The sequence below is a fragment of the Streptomyces sp. Y2F8-2 genome (genome assembly GCF_014905555.1).
In the GTDB taxonomy this organism is placed as follows: Bacteria; Actinomycetota; Actinomycetes; order Streptomycetales; family Streptomycetaceae; genus Streptomyces; species Streptomyces cynarae.
The window spans coordinates 392,424-407,537 of record NZ_BNGS01000001.1 but is presented as its reverse complement, the minus strand read 5'-3'; the positions used below and the strand labels follow the sequence as shown (position 1 = coordinate 407,537).

The window sequence follows — 15,114 nt, the reverse complement described above, 5'->3', positions numbered from 1 at the left end:
GCGACCCTAACGGGACGATTCGCTCCTTGCCCGCGTTCGCCGCAGGACGCGCAGCGAGTCGGCCGCCGAGACCTCCGAGAACTCTCCGGACTGAAGGGCCCTCAGGTAGACACGGTACGGGGCCTGGCCGGTGAACTCGTCCTCCGGGTCGGGGAACACGTCGTGGATGACGAGGAGGCCGTCCTGGGCCACATGGGGGGCCCAGCCCTCGTAGTCGGCGTTCGCGTGTTCGTCGGTGTGGCCGCCGTCGATGAAGACCAGGCCGAGCGGGGTGTTCCACACCCTGGCCACCTGCGGCGAACGGCCCACCAGTGCGATCACGTGGTCCTCCAGGCCGGCCCTGTGCAGGGTGCGCCGGAAGGTGGGCAGCGTGTCCATCAGGCCGACCTCGGGGTCGACCGTCTCCGGGTCGTGGTAGTCCCAGCCCGGCTGCTGCTCCTCGCTGCCGCGGTGGTGGTCGACGGTGAGCGCGGGGACCCCGGCGGCGCGGGCCGCGTCGGCGAGCAGGATCGTGGACCGGCCGCAGTACGTGCCGACCTCCAGCAGCGGCAGCCCGAGCCGCCCGGCCTCTACGGCGGCCTCGTACAGCGCGAGCCCCTCGTGCCGTGGCATGAACCCCTTCGCGGCCTCGAACGCGGCCAGGATCTCGGGCTTGGGCGCCGCGGGCATGGGGCGTCCTTTCGGTCGTACGAGCGTGTGGACGCCCCATGCTGCCGCACCCCCCGGCGGCGTGGCGACGGGGGGTGCGGGTGGCGTGTGTGGCGTGGAGGGCGGGCTGCTCAGGCCTCCGCCACCGGGACCGGCTCGCCCGGAAGGGACAGGTCCAGGTCCACCGGGCGGTCGTCGCCCGAGTGGGTGGCCGACGAGGCGACCGGGGCGTGGCCCGAGGCCCTGGCGGCCAGGACGTACGGGCCCTCGGACGGCACCGCCAGCGTGTAGCTGCCGTCCTGCGCGGACAGCGTGGCGCCCGCCTGGCGGCCCCGGCGATCGATCAGCGTGACCTTGGCGCGGGCGACCGGGGCGCCCTCGGCGTCCAGGACCCGGCCGCGGAAGGCCCGCAGCACCTCCTCGGCGCGCTCCAGGTTCGCGTCCTCCTCGCTGCTCGCGCGCAGCTGGGGCCGGGCCGCGGGGAGGCGGCCGGGCAGGAAGAGGGCGAGCAGCAGACCGAGGGCGACCGCGGCCGTCGCGATCAGGAAGGAGACCCGGAAGCCGTGCATGGTCGGCATGGCCAGACCGTTCACGTGGTTCGCCGTGTTCGCCAGCACCATGCCGATCACGGCGCTGGACACCGACGTGCCGATGGACCGCATCAGGGTGTTCAGGCCGTTGGCCGCGCCCGTCTCCGAGGCCGGGACGGCGCCGACGATCAGGGCGGGCAGCGAGGAGTAGGCGAGGCCGATGCCGGCGCCCAGGACCACCGAGGTGATCACGGTCTGCCACGCGGCGTCCATCAGGCCGAGGCCGCCGCCGTAGCCGAGGGCGATGACCAGCAGGCCGATGATCAGGGTGACCTTGGGGCCGTAGCGGGCGGACAGACGGGCGTAGACCGGGGCGGTGAACATCATCGTCAGGCCCAGCGGAGCCACGCACAGGCCCGCGACGACCATCGACTGGCCGAGGCCGTAGCCGGTGGCGGTGGGCAGCTGGAGCAGCTGCGGCAGGACCAGCGAGACGACGTAGAAGCTGACGCCGACCATGATCGAGGCGAGGTTGGTGAGCAGCACCTCGCGGCGGGCGGTGGTGCGCAGGTCCACCAGCGGAGCGCTGATGCGCAGCTCGAGCACGCCCCACAGGAGCAGGACCGCGACGGACGCGCCGAACAGGCCGAGTGTGGTGCCGGAGGACCAGCCCCAGTCGCTGCCCTTGGTGATGGGGAGCAGGAGCAGCACCAGACCGGCGGACAGGCCGAGTGCGCCCAGCAGGTCGAAGGAGCCCTTCGCGCGCATCGGGGACTCCGGTACGGCGAGGAGCGTGAGGACGATGGAGAGGGCGCCGAGTCCGGCGGAGCCGTAGAACAGGGCGTGCCAGTTCGTGTGCTGGGCGACCAGGGCGGCGGCGGGCAGCGCCAGGCCGCCGCCGACGCCGATGGAGGAGCTCATCAGGGCCATCGCCGAGCCGAGCCGCTCGCGGGGCAGCATGTCACGCATCAGGCCGATGCCGAGCGGGATCGCGCCCATCGCGAAGCCCTGGAGCGTACGGCCGACGATCATGGGCATCAGGGTGCTGGTGACGGCGCTGATCAGGGCGCCGACCACCATCACGGCCAGGCTGGTGAGCAGCATGCGCCGCTTGCCGTACAGGTCGCCGAGACGGCCCATGATCGGGGTGGCCACGGCGCCCGAGAGGAGGGTGGAGGTCAGGACCCAGGTGGCGTTGCTGGGCGTGGTGTGCAGCAGCTGGGGCAGATCCTTGATGACCGGGACGAGCAGCGTCTGCATCACCGCGACCACGATGCCCGCGAAGGCGAGCACCGGCACGATCGCGCCGGACGGCCTCGGTGCGGGCTGGTCGGTCGTTGGGTGCGTCATGGATCGGGGCCTCCGGGCCTGGTCGGTGTCGTGCGGAACGGTCGCTCGGGACAGGGGGAGCCGAGCCGACACGTGGTGGGTGAACCACGTATGCACAGGCAACTATTCCGATGCTTTGGCGTACTAACGAATCCTTGACCGTTTCATGGGTTTCTGAGCGTGCGTCATGGGTTCGCCTGCTGACGGCGTGTCAGGGGGTGTGTCCGTGGACGCGCCGGGGACGTGCCAGGGGATGCGTCGGGGACGCGGCGGGGATGGGCCAGGGGGTGCGTCGGGGACGTGCCAGGGGATGTGTCGGGAGACGCGTCCAGGGGCGTCGTACGTCCCAGGCCCGAGGCGGCTTGGGGCGAAATCCCGATGCGGACGGCGGGGCCGGGTTGGGAGCATGGCGCGCATGCTGCGAGCCGTCGAAGACACCGTGCCCACCCGTCGTACCGCGCCGCCCACCTGGGTGGTGGTCGCGCTCGCGTGTGCCGGGCAGTTCCTCGTCGTGCTCGACGTGTCCGTCGTCAATGTGGCGCTGCCGTCGATGCGGGCCGACCTCGGGCTGAGCGCGGCGGGACTGCAGTGGGTGGTGAACGCGTACGCGATCGCCTTCGCCGGGTTCATGCTGCTCGGCGGGCGGGCCGGGGACCTCTACGGACGCAAGCGGATGTTCCTCATAGGACTCGCCCTCTTCACGCTGGCCTCCCTCGCCGGCGGGCTGGCCCAGCAGGACTGGGAGCTGCTGGTCGGCCGGGCCGTCCAGGGGCTCGGGGCGGCGGTGCTCGCACCCTCGACGCTGACGCTGCTCACCGCGGCGGTCCCGGAGGGTGCCGCACGGGCCCGGGCCATCGCCACCTGGACCGCGGTGGGCGCCGGCGGCGGCGCGGCGGGCGGGCTCGTCGGGGGAGTGCTGGTGGACGTGCTGTCGTGGCGCTGGGTGCTGCTGATCAACGTGCCGGTCGGCGCGGTCGTCCTGGCCGGGTCGGCACGGTGGCTGGTGGAGAGCCGGGCGGGGGACGGGCGGCGCCTGGACCTGCCGGGCGCCCTGCTGGTGACGGCGGGCCTCGGCACGCTCGCCTACGGGATCGTGCAGACGGAGGCCGAGGGTTGGACGGCGGCGGCGACGCTGGTGCCGCTCGCCGCCGGACTCGCCCTCATCGGCATCTTCCTGGCCGTCGAGGCGCGGGCGAAGGCGCCCCTGATGCCGCTGAAGCTGCTGCGGGTGCGGTCGGTGTCCTCGGCGAACGCGGCCATGTTCGTCTCGGGCTCCGCGATGTTCTGCATGTGGTTCTTCATGACGCTGTACGCGCAGAACGTGCTCGGCTACTCGCCCCTGGACGCCGGACTCGCCCTGGTGCCCAGCTCACTGGCCGTGGTGCTCGGCTCGAAGGTCGCGCCGCAGGTGATGCGGAGCGTGGGGGCGCGGAACCTGGCGGTGCTCGGGACGCTGATCGCGGCGGCCGGGTTCGGCTGGCAGTCGACGATGACGGCGAACGGCTCGTACACGACGGCGATCATGTTCCCGGGCATCCTGATGATGCTGGGCGCCGGCCTTGCGGGTACCCCGCTCGCCGCCCTCGCGACATCGGGGGCCGCGCCGGGGGACGCCGGACTGGTGTCGGGACTCGTCAACACCTCGCGCACCATGGGGGGTTCCCTCGGCCTCGCGGTGATGTCCACCATCGCGGCGACGCGCACCGGGGCACGCGGCTCGGCCGATGCCCTCACGGAGGGGTACGCCGAGGCGTTCCGGACGAGCGGGTACGTGCTGCTGGTGGGGGCCGTGCTGATGCTGGCGTGGCTGCCGCGGACGCGGACCGGCCAGGGGTGACCCACCTCCGCAACCGGCCCTACAGCCACCCCTGCTGCCGGGCCTCCCGCATCGCCTCCATGCGGTTGCGGGTGCCCGTCTTGCCGATGGCGGAGGAGAGGTAGTTGCGGACCGTCGACTCCGAGAGGTGGAGCCTGGCGGCGATGTCGGCGACCGTCGCCCCGTCCACGGAGGCCTTCAGCACGTCGCACTCGCGGGCGGTCAGCGGATTGGGGCCGGCGCTCAGGGCCGCCGCGGCCAGGGCCGGGTCGACGACCGTCTCGCCGGTGAGCACCCGCCGGATCGCCGCGGCCAGCTCCTCCACCGGCCCGTCCTTGACCAGGAAGCCGGCGGCGCCCGCCTCCAGGGCGCGGCGCAGATAGCCGGGGCGCCCGAAGGTGGTGAGGATCAGCACTCGGCAGCCCGGAGCCTCCTCCCGCAGCTCGGCCGCGGCGTCCAGGCCGCTCTTCCCGGGGAGCTCGATGTCCAGCAGCGCCACGTCCGGGCGGTGGGTGAGCACGGCGTCCACGATCGCGTCACCCGCCGCGACCTGTGCGACCACCTCGATGTCCTCCTCCATGCCGAGCAGCAGGGCGAGGGCGCCGCGCATCATGCCCTGGTCCTCGGCAAGCAGTACCCGGATGCATCGCGTCGGCCGGTGACTTCGGGGCATCTCGTCCACGGGCCAAGGGTACGGGCAGCGGGCCGAGGTCCGGGGGCGCAGGCCGAGCGTGCCGCCGACTCGCCGACGCCATCCGGAAATCAATGACTCTCCCTTGTTCTCGGTCAGTCAGCCGTGGGCGCCGTAGCCGCCGGGGACGGCGACTGAGGGGGGCGGCTGAACGGGCGACGCGGACTCCACCGGGAGTTCGGCGGTGACCGTGAAGCCGCCCCGCGGCGACGGGCCTGCCCGCAGGGAGCCGCCCGCCGCCGCGAGCCGTTCGGTCAGGCCCTTCAGACCGGTCCCGCCGACACCCGCCGGGGCCGGCACGGTGGGCGCGCCGCTCCCGTTGTCCGCGACCGTCAGCCGGACGCGCTCCACGGTCCCGTCGACGGTGATCTCGCAGCGGGTCGCGCCGCTGTGCCGTACGGCGTTGGTGACCGCCTCGCGCACGACCCAGCCCAGCAGCGCCTCGGTCTGCGAGACCAGGGGAGGACCGGAGCGGCGTACCACGGGCTCGATACCGGCGGCGGTCAGGGCCGAGCCGGCCCGGTCCAGTTCCGTGCCGAGGCTGCCCTCGCGGTAGCCGGTCACCGCCTCGCGTATCTCGGTGAGCGCCTGCCGGCCGACCGACTCGATGTCCGTCACCTGGGCCAGCGCCGCCTCCAAGTCACGCGGGGCCAGGCGCCGGGCCGCCTCCGACTTCACCACGATCACCGAGAGCGTGTGGCCGAGCAGATCGTGCAGGTCGCGGGAGAAGCGCAGGCGTTCCTGCTCCACGGCGCGGTGGGCCAGCTCCTCACGGGCGGCGCGCAGTTCCCGTACCGCCTCGGAGAGGGACAGGATCGCCGCGGTCACCATCGTCGACAGGAACGTGCCGTAGGCGACGTTCAGCCCGTCCCAGCCGTCGCGCAGGCAGGAGACGGCACCCGCGACCGCGGTGAGGGCGAGGCCCGTCCTGCCGAGCCAGGGGCCTCGCACGACCGCTCCCGTCGCAAGGCCCAGCAGCGGGAAGAACAGCAGCCAACTGCCGCCGTACCCGATGGCCAGGCCGAAGGTCACCACGCCCATCACGACCAGCGCCGCCCGTGTGGAGCCGGCCTGACGCGTCTGCTTGTGGAAGGCCCGGAACACCACGTAGATGTAGCAGGAGTTGAAGGCGAGCAGGCCCAGAGCGCCGATCCACGGGTTGGGGGTCTTGCCCTGGAAGAGGTTGGAGAAGGCGCCCATCCCCATCAGCAGCCAGGGCAGCAGGGAGAATCCGGTGGGCGGCGGCCCCGGGTTCTCGGGCACCGTCCCGGCCTTCCGGGCGGCCTTCTGCTCGGCCTTGAGCCGCTCCTTGTCCTCTTTCCACGTCTGCCGCGCCTGCTGCCAGGCACCGAGACGGCACGAGACGTTTCGCACCCAGGACATGTCCCTCTTTCCCCCGTTCCCCCCGGTCAGATGTTCCCCGCGGTCCTGCGGTAGGACAGCACAGCGTAGGAACCGAACGCCAGCAGCCAGGCTGCGAGGACGACGATCGCGCCCAGTGCCGGGGCATGACCGTCCGCCACCGATGTGCCGAGCTCGGCGAAGCGGTGGGTCGGGGTGTACTCGGAGACCGAGCGCAGCCAGCCCGGGAACAGGGACAGCGGGAACCACAGGCCGCCGAGCACCGCCAGACCCAGGTTGCAGATCATGTTCGTCACGCCCGTGGTCTGCGCGGTCATCCGGTAGCCGTTGCCGAGCCCGAGCAGGGTGAAGGGGATCGAGCCGAGCCACAGCAGCAGCGCGATCGCCGCCCACTGCCAGGCCGCCAGGCGCACGCCGTTGACCAGGCCGCCCGCCGCGAGCACCGCGACGATCGCGGGCAGCACGGTCACCGATCCGGTCAGCGCCCGGCCGGCGACGACCTGGCGCGGGGTCATCGGGGTCACCCTCAGCTGCCGCAGCCAGCCGATCGCCCGGTCCTCGGCCACCCCGCCGCCGGTGTTCAGCGCCGAGCCGACCGCGCCGTACGCGGCCATGCCCACCATGGAGGCGGTCCTCCAACTGCCTTCGTTGTCACCGATGTTGGTGAACAGCAGGTACATCATCACCGGCATCGCGACCCCGCCGATCACAAAGCCCACGTCGCGCAGGGTCCGGCGCACCTCGAGCCGCAGGTAGTCCCACATCACACCGTCTCCTTCTCACGTGAGGTCAGGGCGAGGAACGCGTCGTCCAGCGACGCCGGGACGACCTCCAGGCCCCGTATCGCGTCCAGTCGGGCCAGGGCGATCACGGTCGCGTCGGAGTCGTCCGTGCGCAGCAGCGCCCGGTCCCCGCGCACCTCCACCGACCGCACGCCGGGCAGCAGCTCCAGGCCCGCCGTGCCGCGCCCCGCCAGGTCGAAGGAGACCAGGTTGCCGCCCGCGGCCCGCCTCAGCTGCTCGCCCGTGCCGTCCGCGACGACCCGGCCCCGGTCGATGACGACGATCCGGTCGGCGTGCGCGTCCGCCTCCTCCAGGTAATGAGTGGAGAACAGGACGGTGTGGCCGCGCCGGGCGTAGGCCCGCATCGAGTCCCAGAAGGCGTGCCGCGCCTCCACGTCCAGCGCGGCGGTCGGCTCGTCCAGCACGAGCAGCGAGGGATTCCCGGCGAGCGCCACGGCGAACCGCACCCGCTGGGTCTGGCCGCCGGAGAGCCGGTCCACGCGCCGCCCGCCCAGGTCCGCGATCCCGGCCAGCTCCAGGGCCCGGGCGACGGGCATCGGGTCGGGGTAACGGCCGGCCACGAAGGAGACCAGCTCGCGAACGGTGACCCGGGGGACCGCACGCGCCTCCTGGAGCATGGCGCTCACCCGGCCCGCGCGCACGGCGTGCTCCGGGGGCGCGCCGAAGAGCTCGACGGCCCCCTCGTCCGGCTCGTTCAGGCCGAGCAGCAGCGAGATCGTCGTCGACTTCCCTGCGCCGTTGCGGCCGAGCAGCGCGACCGTCCCGCCGTGCTCCAGCCGCAGGTCGATGCCGTCCACGGCGCGCACGGCACCGTAGGTCTTGACCGCCCCCGTGAAGGACACCGCCGGTGGTGTCCCAGTCGTCTTCGTCATGCGTACGACGCTATGCGGGGCGCGGTACTGCCCGGCAGAGGCGTTTGTCAGCGATCCGGCAGGACAAATGTCCCGCTGCTGTCCCGGACAGGTCGAGCTGACACGACGTCAGGGCGCGATGCCGGGAGCCTTCACAACGCAGGACCGCTGGGCTATACAGGGTCCGCCGGACTGGAACGCGTTCCTGTTCTGCCCGTGACGACCTCGGTGCGGCCGACGGTGCGGACGGCCGCACCGAGGTCTCGACCGTCAGGAGCCCCATGCCCATCGACGAAGCCTCGGCCCTCGCGGCCGAACCCCGGACCGGCGAGATCACCTGGACCTCCAAGGACGTGCAGCTCTACCACCTCGGCATCGGCGCGGGCATCCCCGCCACCGACCCCGACGAACTGCGCTACACCCTCGAGTCCCGGCTGCACGTCCTGCCCAGCTTCGCCACCGTCGCCGGCGCCGGCTCCCCGGGCGTGATCAGCGGTCTGTCCATGCCCGGCGTGGACGTCGACCTCGCCCGCGTCCTGCACGGCGGCCAGTCGCTGACGATCCACCGCCCGATCCCGGCCGAGGGCAGCGCCACGGCGACCTCCCGTATCGCCGCCGTGTACGACAAGGGCAAGGCGGCGGTCCTGGTGATGCGCACCGAGGTCGCCGATGCCGACGGCCCGCTGTGGACCAACGACGCGCAGATCTTCGTACGGGGAGAAGGCGGCTGGGGCGGTGACCGCGGCCCCTCCGCCCGGCTGGATGCGCCCACGGGCGAGCCCGACCAGGTCGTCGAACGGACCGTCCGTGAGGACCAGGCCCTGCTCTACCGCCTCTCCGGCGACTGGAACCCCCTGCACGCCGACCCGGAGTTCGCCAAGCTCGCCGGATTCGAGCGGCCCATCCTGCACGGTCTGTGCACCTACGGGATGACGCTCAAGGCCGTCGTCGACACGCTGCTCGGCGGCGACGTGACCCGTGTGCGCGCGTACGCCACGCGGTTCGCCGGGGTGGTGTACCCGGGGGAGACCCTGCGCATCCGCATGTGGTCTCGGAGGGCGAGGGGGACGGAGGGGGCGCATGGGGCGCAGGGCGTGGTGCGGGTGACGGTGGCCGCGGTCGAGCGGGGCGATGCGCCGGTCCTCGCCGACACGGTCGTCGAGCACTCCTGAGCCGCCGGGCCGTCCACGCACTCCTGAGTCACCGATCGGTCCAAGCCGTGCCGAGTCACCGATCGGTCCATGCAGTCCCGAGTCACCGAGTCGCCGAACACTCCTGTGCCACTGAGCCTTCGAGGGGAGCCGCACCATGCGCGCAGCCGTACTGCACGAGATCGGCCAGGACAAGCTGGAGGTCCTCGACGATGTCGAGGCGACGGGCTTCGGCCCCGGCAGGGTCAGGATCCGGGTGCGCGCCACCGGGCTGTGCCACTCGGACCTGTCCGCGATGAGCGGGGTGCTGCCGCAACCGGGGCCGTTCGTGCCCGGCCACGAGGGCGCGGGGGAGATCCTCGAGGTCGGCGAGGGGGTGAGCCGTGTGAAGCCGGGGGACAGGGTGGTCGTGTGCTGGCTGCCGGCCTGCGGTGCCTGCCCCGCCTGCCGGCGCGGACAGACCGAGCTGTGCCTGGCCGGGTTCATGAACGCGGGCACGCCCAACTTCAGGCGCCCCGGCGGTGACGTCTTCGGCTTCGCGGGCACCGGCACCTTCGCCGAGGAGGTCGTCGTCGACGCGGGCTGCGCGGTCCCGATCCCGGACGACGTGCCGTTCGACATCGCCGCGCTCATCGGTTGCGGGGTGACGACCGGGCTGGGCGCGGCGCTCAACACCGCCGATCTGGAGGCCGGTTCCTCGGTGGCGGTCATCGGCTGCGGGGGCGTCGGCATCTCCGCGATCCAGGGGGCGCGGCTGAAGGGCGCCGCCGAGATCGTCGCCGTCGACCCGGTCGCCTCGCGCCGTGAGGCGGCGCTGAGGTTCGGCGCCACCAGGGCCGTGTCACCGGACGAGCTGCCCGACACGAAACAGCTGGTCACCGGCGGCGAGGGCTTCGACCACGTCTTCGAGGTGGTCGGGAAGTCGGCCACGGCCCGCACGGCGTACGAGAACACCCGGCGCGGCGGCACGCTCGTGATCGTCGGCGCGGGCGCCATGGACGACTTCCTGCAACTCAACATGTTCGAGCTGTTCTTCGACGAGAAGCGGATCCTGCCGTCCCTGTACGGCGGCGGCGACGTGCTGCGCTCCTACGAGCGCACCATCGCCCTGTGGCGGGCGGGTCGCATCGACCTGGAGGGGCTGATCACCCACCGGGTGCCGCTGTCCGACATCAACGAAGCGCTGGACCAGATGCGTACCGGCACCGCCCTGCGTACGTGCATCGAGATCTGAGGACGCGACGCATGTCACTGCCACTTGAGGGGCTGTCCGCGATCGTCACCGGCGCCGGACGCGGAATCGGCCGGGCCGAGGCGCTGGAAGTCGCCCGGCTCGGCGCGGCCGTCGTCGTCAACGACCACGGGCAGCCGGGGCGATGGGGGTCCACCCTGCTCGAGCGAAGCCGCGAGCTTGGGGGAGGCTCCGGGGAGGCCTCCACAACCCCCGCCGAGACGGTCGCCGCCGAGATCCGCGCGGCCGGCGGCCGGGCCTTCGCCCACGACGGGGACGTGTCCGACTTCGAACAGGCCCGTGTGCTGGTCGAGTCGGCCGTCGAGGAGTTCGGCAAGCTCGACATCCTCGTCAACAACGCGGGCATCCTGCGCGACCGCATGGTCTTCTCCATGTCCGAGGAGGAGTGGGACGCGGTGATCCGGGTCCACCTCAAAGGCCACTTCAACACCACCCGCTTCGCCGCCGCGCACTGGCGGGCCCGCTCGAAGGCGGAGGGCGGGCCGGTGTACGGGCGGATCGTCAACACGTCCTCGGAGGCGTTCCTGGCGGGCTCGGCCGGGCAGCCCAACTACGCGGCGGCCAAGGGCGGAATCGTCGGCCTCACCACGTCGACGGCGCTCGCCCTCGCCAAGTACGGCGTCACCGCGAACGTGATCTGCCCGCGCGCCCGGACCCGTATGACCGAGGACGTGTTCGCCGGCTCGGAACCACCGGACGACGGCCTGGACCCGCTCGCGCCCGAGCATGTCGCCCCCCTCGTCGGCTATCTGGCCTCACCCGCCGCCGCGCAGGTCAACGGGCAGCTCCTCGTCGTGCACGGCGGCATGGTGGCGATCGTCGAACGGCCACGGGTCGGGGTGAAGTTCGACACCAAGCAGGACGCCTTCACATACGACGAACTCGACGCACTGCTCACCCCGCACTACGCCGAGCGGCCGCGGGGAGAGACGTTCGCGGCGGTGGAGGTGCTGGGGCTGCGGCACGAGGGGGCGTCGGGGGATCGCTGAAGGGGTCGGGTGAGGGCGCCGTGCGACGACGTCTACCGTCGTGGGGGGACCTCTCCCGTCGTGGGGGCGACTTTTCCCGTCATACAACGGCCCCGCCCGTATACAACGGCCCCGCCCGTCGCGGCGACGGGCGGGGCCGAAGAGACCCGGCAGCCGGCGGGGTACGGCGGCTGCCGGACCTCACATCACGCAGCGGAGGCGGTTCAGGCCGCTGTGCCAGCCTGTTGCTGCTGGCCGGACGGCTTGCGGTGCCGTCCGTGCGGCGCCGCCTCGTGGTCCTCGGCGGAGACCGGACCGCGGTGCTTGCCGTGCCCCGGGATCTCCTGGGCCTCGGCAGACAGAGGCTGTGTGGTGCTGGTGTCGTTCATCGGAAGTGTCCACCCCGTCACAACATGATCGTTCGTACAGCCGGGCGAGTCTAACGGGCGGCAACGACAGCCGTGCCGGGGGCCGGGGGTGTCGTGCTGCGGCTGCCGCCCTGGCCCTGCGCGTGCCCAGGAGACCCGTCCTTATTCCCCACCGGTGCCTGTCTCTTGCGGATCCACACGAGGGGGGCCGGGGCCGCCTCGGCGCGCCGTGGCGACAGCGCCTGCTGCAACGTGACCGGTCGCGTCACGGACGGCTCCGGGGGCACCGGGACCGGCCGTTCATCCGTCTCCCGGGCCATCGCGGCGCCCGTCTCCCGGGCCGATGCGGCGACCGTCGCGCCGGGCACCTCCAGCAGCGCCACCGCGCACCGCACGGCACCCGTCGCGTACGGCAGCCGCAGCACCCCGTCCCGCGTCCACAGCCCGGCCCCCGCCAACCACCCGGTGGGTGCGGCGAGTTGGTGCACCCGGCGGTCCGCGGGGCGCCACACCCCGACCCAACTGCCGGCCGGCCCGTCGATGCGCAGCGCCACCGCGCAGCTCTCCGGTGTCAACGCCTGCCCCGGCTGAATGGCGAACGGCGTCGTCGGGCGGTCCAGTCGCAGGCACTCGGGGAAACGCACCGGCAGCGTGCTCCCCAACACACCCCAGCCGAGCCGCTCCTGGCCCGGTGAGGGCGCGTCCGAGCGGATCAGCAGCAGGCCGCTGTCCGCGTCGGCGAGCAGCAGCCGGTCGTTGCTGCCGTCCGCGATCTGCAGCAGTGGCGACACCTCGCCGTCCCGCTCCAGATCGACCACCACGGTCTTGGTGGGACCCCCGTCCGGCGGCGTACGGTCCACGGCCAGCAACCGGCCCGTGCGGTCCAGCCACACCCCGCCCGAGCACCGGCCCGGCACCTCGGCCACCCGCTCGGGCCCCCTGGCGCCGCCCGCCACCAGCCACACCGCGCTCGTCCCCGCACCCACCTCCAGGGCGAACGCGCGGTCCCCCGTCGGCGCGGGCGGCAGCAGCCGCAGCCGAGTCTCCTCCGCGGGGCACTCCACCGCGCCCAGCAGCCGCTCCCCGGTCCCCGGCCCGGTCGGGTACAGCAGCGAGAACGTGTGCCGCCGCCGGGCCGCGACGCGGTGGACGAGCACCCGTCCGTCGGCCAACGGCTGCACTTCGGTGCCGGGCTCCTCGGGCTGGTTGACGGGCAGCGGTACGGCGTACGGTTCCGGGCCGTCCAGGGTCCAGCGCTCCGGGTACCAGGACGCGCCGTCCAGAGCGAGACGCGCCGCGTAGGAACCGTCCGCGGTGATCACGCATCCGGGCCCGGGCGCCCCTTCGGGGCCGTTCGCCGTGGCGGATGTGAAGGCACAGGCCGTCATCATTCGGTCACCTCCGGCGACGAAGCTAGTTTTCGTACGCACAGGCGTGACATCCCCCGGCCGTCGCTTCACACGTAAGGGTGTCGGTGCGGGGATTCCTGTGAATAAACGGGGGCGGTTGTGCTGCACAAGGGGGCGCGCGTGCGGCCAACTCACCACCTCAGCACGACCGGACGGCGACCGGGACGACGACTGGACGACGGCCGGACGACGTCTGGAGGACGTCTGGACGGGGAGCCGGCTCGTACGTCCGGGAGGCCGGATCGTACGAGCCGCTCCCGCCTGCCCGCCGGAACGACCCGCGACCGATGGGTCACCGCCCCGGGCCAGGTAGCCTTTTCCCCGTGCCCCGTCTGTCTGAAGTCATCGCCGCGCTGGAGAACCTGTGGCCCGCCGAGCGGGCCGAGTCCTGGGACGCGGTCGGCACGGTCGTCGGCGACCCGGACCAGGAGGTCTCCCGGGTTCTCTTCGCCGTCGACCCCGTCCAGGAGATCGTCGACGAGGCGGTGAAGCTGGGCGCCGACCTGCTGGTCACCCACCACCCGCTCTATCTGCGCGGTACGACGACGGTGGCGGCTTCCACCTTCAAGGGCCGTGTCGTGCACACCCTGATCAAGAACGACATCGCGCTGCACGTCGCCCACACCAACGCCGACACCGCCGACCCCGGCGTCAGCGACGCGCTGGCCGGCGCGCTGGACCTCAGGGTCGCACGCCCCCTGGTGCCGGACGCCACCGACCCGGAAGGCCGGCGGGGCCTCGGCCGCGTCTGCGAGCTGGACCACCCGCTGACCGTCCGCGAGCTGGCCGCCCGCGCCGCCGAGCGGCTGCCCGCCACCGCGCAGGGCATCCGCGTCGCCGGCGACCCCGAGGCGGTGGTGCACACGGTCGCCGTCAGCGGCGGCTCCGGCGACAGCCTCTTCGACGCGGTCCGCGCGGCGGGTGTCGACGCCTTCCTCACCGCGGACCTGCGCCACCACCCGGCCTCCGAAGCCCGCGCCCACAGTCCTCTCGCGCTGCTCGACGCGGCGCACTGGGCCACCGAATGGCCCTGGTGCGAGCTGGCCGCAGCCCAGCTCGACGAGATCTCCGACCGGCACGGATGGGACCTTCGCGTCCACGTCTCCAAGACGGTCACCGACCCCTGGACCGCCCACGCGGCGTCCACCACCTCTAGCTCAACGGGAGCCCCAAACTGAACGCCGCGCCCGCCGACCAGATCCGCCTCCTCGACGTCCAGGACCTCGACGTACGCCTCCAGCAGCTCGCTCACCGGCGGAGGTCCCTGCCCGAGCACGCCGAGATCGAGGCCCTGACCAAGGACCACGTCCAGCTGCGCGACCTGCTGGTGGCCGCGCAGACCGAGGAGAGCGACTGCGCCCGCGAACAGACCAAGGCGGAGCAGGACGTCGACCAGGTGCGCCAGCGCGCCGCCCGCGACCAGCAGCGCCTCGACTCCGGTGCGATCACCTCGCCCAAGGACCTGGAGAACCTCCAGCACGAGATCGCCTCGCTCGCCAAACGGCAGGGCGACCTGGAGGACATCGTCCTCGAGGTGATGGAGCGCCGCGAGGCCGCGCAGGAGCGGGTGGCGGAGCTGACCGAGCGCGTCGCCTCCGTCCAGTCGAAGATCGACGACGCGACGGCGCGCCGGGACGCCGCCTTCGAGGAGATCGACGGCGAGGTCGCGTCGGTGACCAAGGAGCGCGAGGTCGTCTCGGCGTCGGTGCCGGCGGACCTGCTCAAGCTCTACGACAAGCTGCGCGAGCAGCAGGGCGGTATCGGCGCCGCCAAGCTGTACCAGCGCACCTGCCAGGGCTGCCGGCAGGAACTGGCGATCACCGAGCTGAACGAGATCCGCAAGGCCGCGCCCGACACGGTGGTGCGCTGCGAGAACTGCCGCCGGATCCTGGTGCGCACGGCGGAGTCCGGTCTGTAAGAGGCGGCCAGAGGCCAT

The 15,114-nt window shown here is 72.8% G+C and carries 14 protein-coding genes; 6 read left to right on the top strand and 8 right to left on the bottom strand.

Annotated features, from left to right (window positions below):
- Positions 1-6: 6 nt before the first annotated feature.
- Complete coding sequence (locus SY2F82_RS01835) at positions 7-669, bottom strand: class I SAM-dependent methyltransferase (RefSeq protein ID WP_200417134.1); 663 nt, start codon at positions 667-669, stop codon at positions 7-9.
- A gap of 110 nt (positions 670-779) precedes the next feature.
- Positions 780-2,528 (bottom strand): MFS transporter, encoded by a 1,749-nt coding sequence (locus SY2F82_RS01830; protein ID WP_200417133.1) that lies wholly within the window; start codon positions 2,526-2,528, stop codon positions 780-782.
- Positions 2,529-2,922: 394 nt separating this feature from the next.
- Here SY2F82_RS01830 and SY2F82_RS01825 point away from each other — a divergent pair, with 394 nt between their 5' ends.
- On the top strand, positions 2,923-4,344 hold the full coding sequence (locus tag SY2F82_RS01825; protein ID WP_374707110.1) for an MFS transporter: 1,422 nt from the start codon (positions 2,923-2,925) through the stop codon (positions 4,342-4,344).
- A gap of 19 nt (positions 4,345-4,363) precedes the next feature.
- Here the strand turns inward: SY2F82_RS01825 and SY2F82_RS01820 are convergent, their stop codons facing one another.
- The 4 genes from SY2F82_RS01820 to SY2F82_RS01805 all read right to left on the bottom strand — a co-directional run bounded on the left by SY2F82_RS01820 (position 4,364) and on the right by SY2F82_RS01805 (position 8,051).
- Positions 4,364-4,996, bottom strand: a complete 633-nt coding sequence (locus SY2F82_RS01820) for a response regulator transcription factor (RefSeq protein ID WP_200417767.1) — start codon at positions 4,994-4,996, stop codon at positions 4,364-4,366.
- A 117-nt stretch (positions 4,997-5,113) separates the two neighbouring features.
- On the bottom strand, positions 5,114-6,397 hold the full coding sequence (locus tag SY2F82_RS01815) for a sensor histidine kinase (protein WP_200417131.1): 1,284 nt from the start codon (positions 6,395-6,397) through the stop codon (positions 5,114-5,116).
- A 26-nt stretch (positions 6,398-6,423) separates the two neighbouring features.
- Positions 6,424-7,140 carry an ABC transporter permease gene (locus SY2F82_RS01810; protein ID WP_200417766.1) on the bottom strand — a complete coding sequence of 239 codons (717 nt, stop codon included), beginning with the start codon at positions 7,138-7,140 and terminating at the stop codon, positions 6,424-6,426.
- On the bottom strand, positions 7,140-8,051 hold the full coding sequence (locus SY2F82_RS01805) for an ABC transporter ATP-binding protein (protein WP_200417130.1): 912 nt from the start codon (positions 8,049-8,051) through the stop codon (positions 7,140-7,142). The genes SY2F82_RS01810 and SY2F82_RS01805 overlap by 1 nt, the downstream gene beginning before the upstream one ends.
- Before the next feature lie 260 nt (positions 8,052-8,311).
- On the opposite strand from SY2F82_RS01805, the gene SY2F82_RS01800 reads away from it, so the two are divergent.
- The 3 genes from SY2F82_RS01800 to SY2F82_RS01790 all read left to right on the top strand — a co-directional run bounded on the left by SY2F82_RS01800 (position 8,312) and on the right by SY2F82_RS01790 (position 11,422).
- The gene (locus tag SY2F82_RS01800; RefSeq protein ID WP_200417129.1) at positions 8,312-9,202 is read left to right on the top strand and encodes a MaoC/PaaZ C-terminal domain-containing protein; all 891 of its coding nucleotides are present in this window, start codon (positions 8,312-8,314) and stop codon (positions 9,200-9,202) included.
- 136 nt (positions 9,203-9,338) lie between these two features.
- Positions 9,339-10,415, top strand: a complete 1,077-nt coding sequence (locus SY2F82_RS01795; protein ID WP_200417128.1) for a Zn-dependent alcohol dehydrogenase — start codon at positions 9,339-9,341, stop codon at positions 10,413-10,415.
- A gap of 11 nt (positions 10,416-10,426) precedes the next feature.
- Positions 10,427-11,422, top strand: a complete 996-nt coding sequence (locus SY2F82_RS01790; protein WP_200417127.1) for a 3-oxoacyl-ACP reductase — start codon at positions 10,427-10,429, stop codon at positions 11,420-11,422.
- A gap of 203 nt (positions 11,423-11,625) precedes the next feature.
- On the opposite strand, the gene SY2F82_RS01785 is transcribed toward SY2F82_RS01790, so the two are convergent.
- Both SY2F82_RS01785 and SY2F82_RS01780 read right to left on the bottom strand, forming a co-directional pair.
- Entirely contained in the window at positions 11,626-11,790 is a 165-nt protein-coding gene (locus SY2F82_RS01785) for a hypothetical protein (protein ID WP_200417126.1), read from the bottom strand.
- A 50-nt stretch (positions 11,791-11,840) separates the two neighbouring features.
- Positions 11,841-13,157, bottom strand: coding sequence for a hypothetical protein (locus tag SY2F82_RS01780; RefSeq protein ID WP_200417765.1), 1,317 nt, complete (start codon positions 13,155-13,157; stop codon positions 11,841-11,843).
- A gap of 344 nt (positions 13,158-13,501) precedes the next feature.
- Here SY2F82_RS01780 and SY2F82_RS01775 point away from each other — a divergent pair, with 344 nt between their 5' ends.
- Together SY2F82_RS01775 and SY2F82_RS01770 are read left to right on the top strand one after the other, a co-directional pair.
- Positions 13,502-14,356 (top strand): Nif3-like dinuclear metal center hexameric protein, encoded by an 855-nt coding sequence (locus SY2F82_RS01775; RefSeq protein WP_200417125.1) that lies wholly within the window; start codon positions 13,502-13,504, stop codon positions 14,354-14,356.
- Positions 14,353-15,096 carry a zinc ribbon domain-containing protein gene (locus tag SY2F82_RS01770; protein WP_200417764.1) on the top strand — a complete coding sequence of 248 codons (744 nt, stop codon included), beginning with the start codon at positions 14,353-14,355 and terminating at the stop codon, positions 15,094-15,096. The genes SY2F82_RS01775 and SY2F82_RS01770 overlap by 4 nt, the downstream gene beginning before the upstream one ends.
- Positions 15,097-15,114: the final 18 nt, after the last annotated feature.

Excerpts from the sequence above, each read along its gene's own strand:
- SY2F82_RS01830 (WP_200417133.1), bottom strand. The coding sequence starts at position 2,528 with ATGACGCACCCAACGACCGACCAGCCCGCACCGAGGCCGTCCGGCGCG.
- SY2F82_RS01835 (WP_200417134.1), bottom strand. The coding sequence starts at position 669 with ATGCCCGCGGCGCCCAAGCCCGAGATCCTGGCCGCGTTCGAGGCCGCG.
- SY2F82_RS01780 (WP_200417765.1), bottom strand. The coding sequence starts at position 13,157 with ATGACGGCCTGTGCCTTCACATCCGCCACGGCGAACGGCCCCGAAGGG.
- SY2F82_RS01785 (WP_200417126.1), bottom strand. The coding sequence starts at position 11,790 with ATGAACGACACCAGCACCACACAGCCTCTGTCTGCCGAGGCCCAGGAG.
- SY2F82_RS01805 (WP_200417130.1), bottom strand. The coding sequence starts at position 8,051 with ATGACGAAGACGACTGGGACACCACCGGCGGTGTCCTTCACGGGGGCG.
- SY2F82_RS01790 (WP_200417127.1), top strand. The coding sequence starts at position 10,427 with ATGTCACTGCCACTTGAGGGGCTGTCCGCGATCGTCACCGGCGCCGGA.
- SY2F82_RS01810 (WP_200417766.1), bottom strand. The coding sequence starts at position 7,140 with ATGTGGGACTACCTGCGGCTCGAGGTGCGCCGGACCCTGCGCGACGTG.
- SY2F82_RS01795 (WP_200417128.1), top strand. The coding sequence starts at position 9,339 with ATGCGCGCAGCCGTACTGCACGAGATCGGCCAGGACAAGCTGGAGGTC.
- SY2F82_RS01820 (WP_200417767.1), bottom strand. The coding sequence starts at position 4,996 with ATGCCCCGAAGTCACCGGCCGACGCGATGCATCCGGGTACTGCTTGCC.
- SY2F82_RS01825 (WP_374707110.1), top strand. The coding sequence starts at position 2,923 with ATGCTGCGAGCCGTCGAAGACACCGTGCCCACCCGTCGTACCGCGCCG.
- SY2F82_RS01815 (WP_200417131.1), bottom strand. The coding sequence starts at position 6,397 with ATGTCCTGGGTGCGAAACGTCTCGTGCCGTCTCGGTGCCTGGCAGCAG.
- SY2F82_RS01800 (WP_200417129.1), top strand. The coding sequence starts at position 8,312 with ATGCCCATCGACGAAGCCTCGGCCCTCGCGGCCGAACCCCGGACCGGC.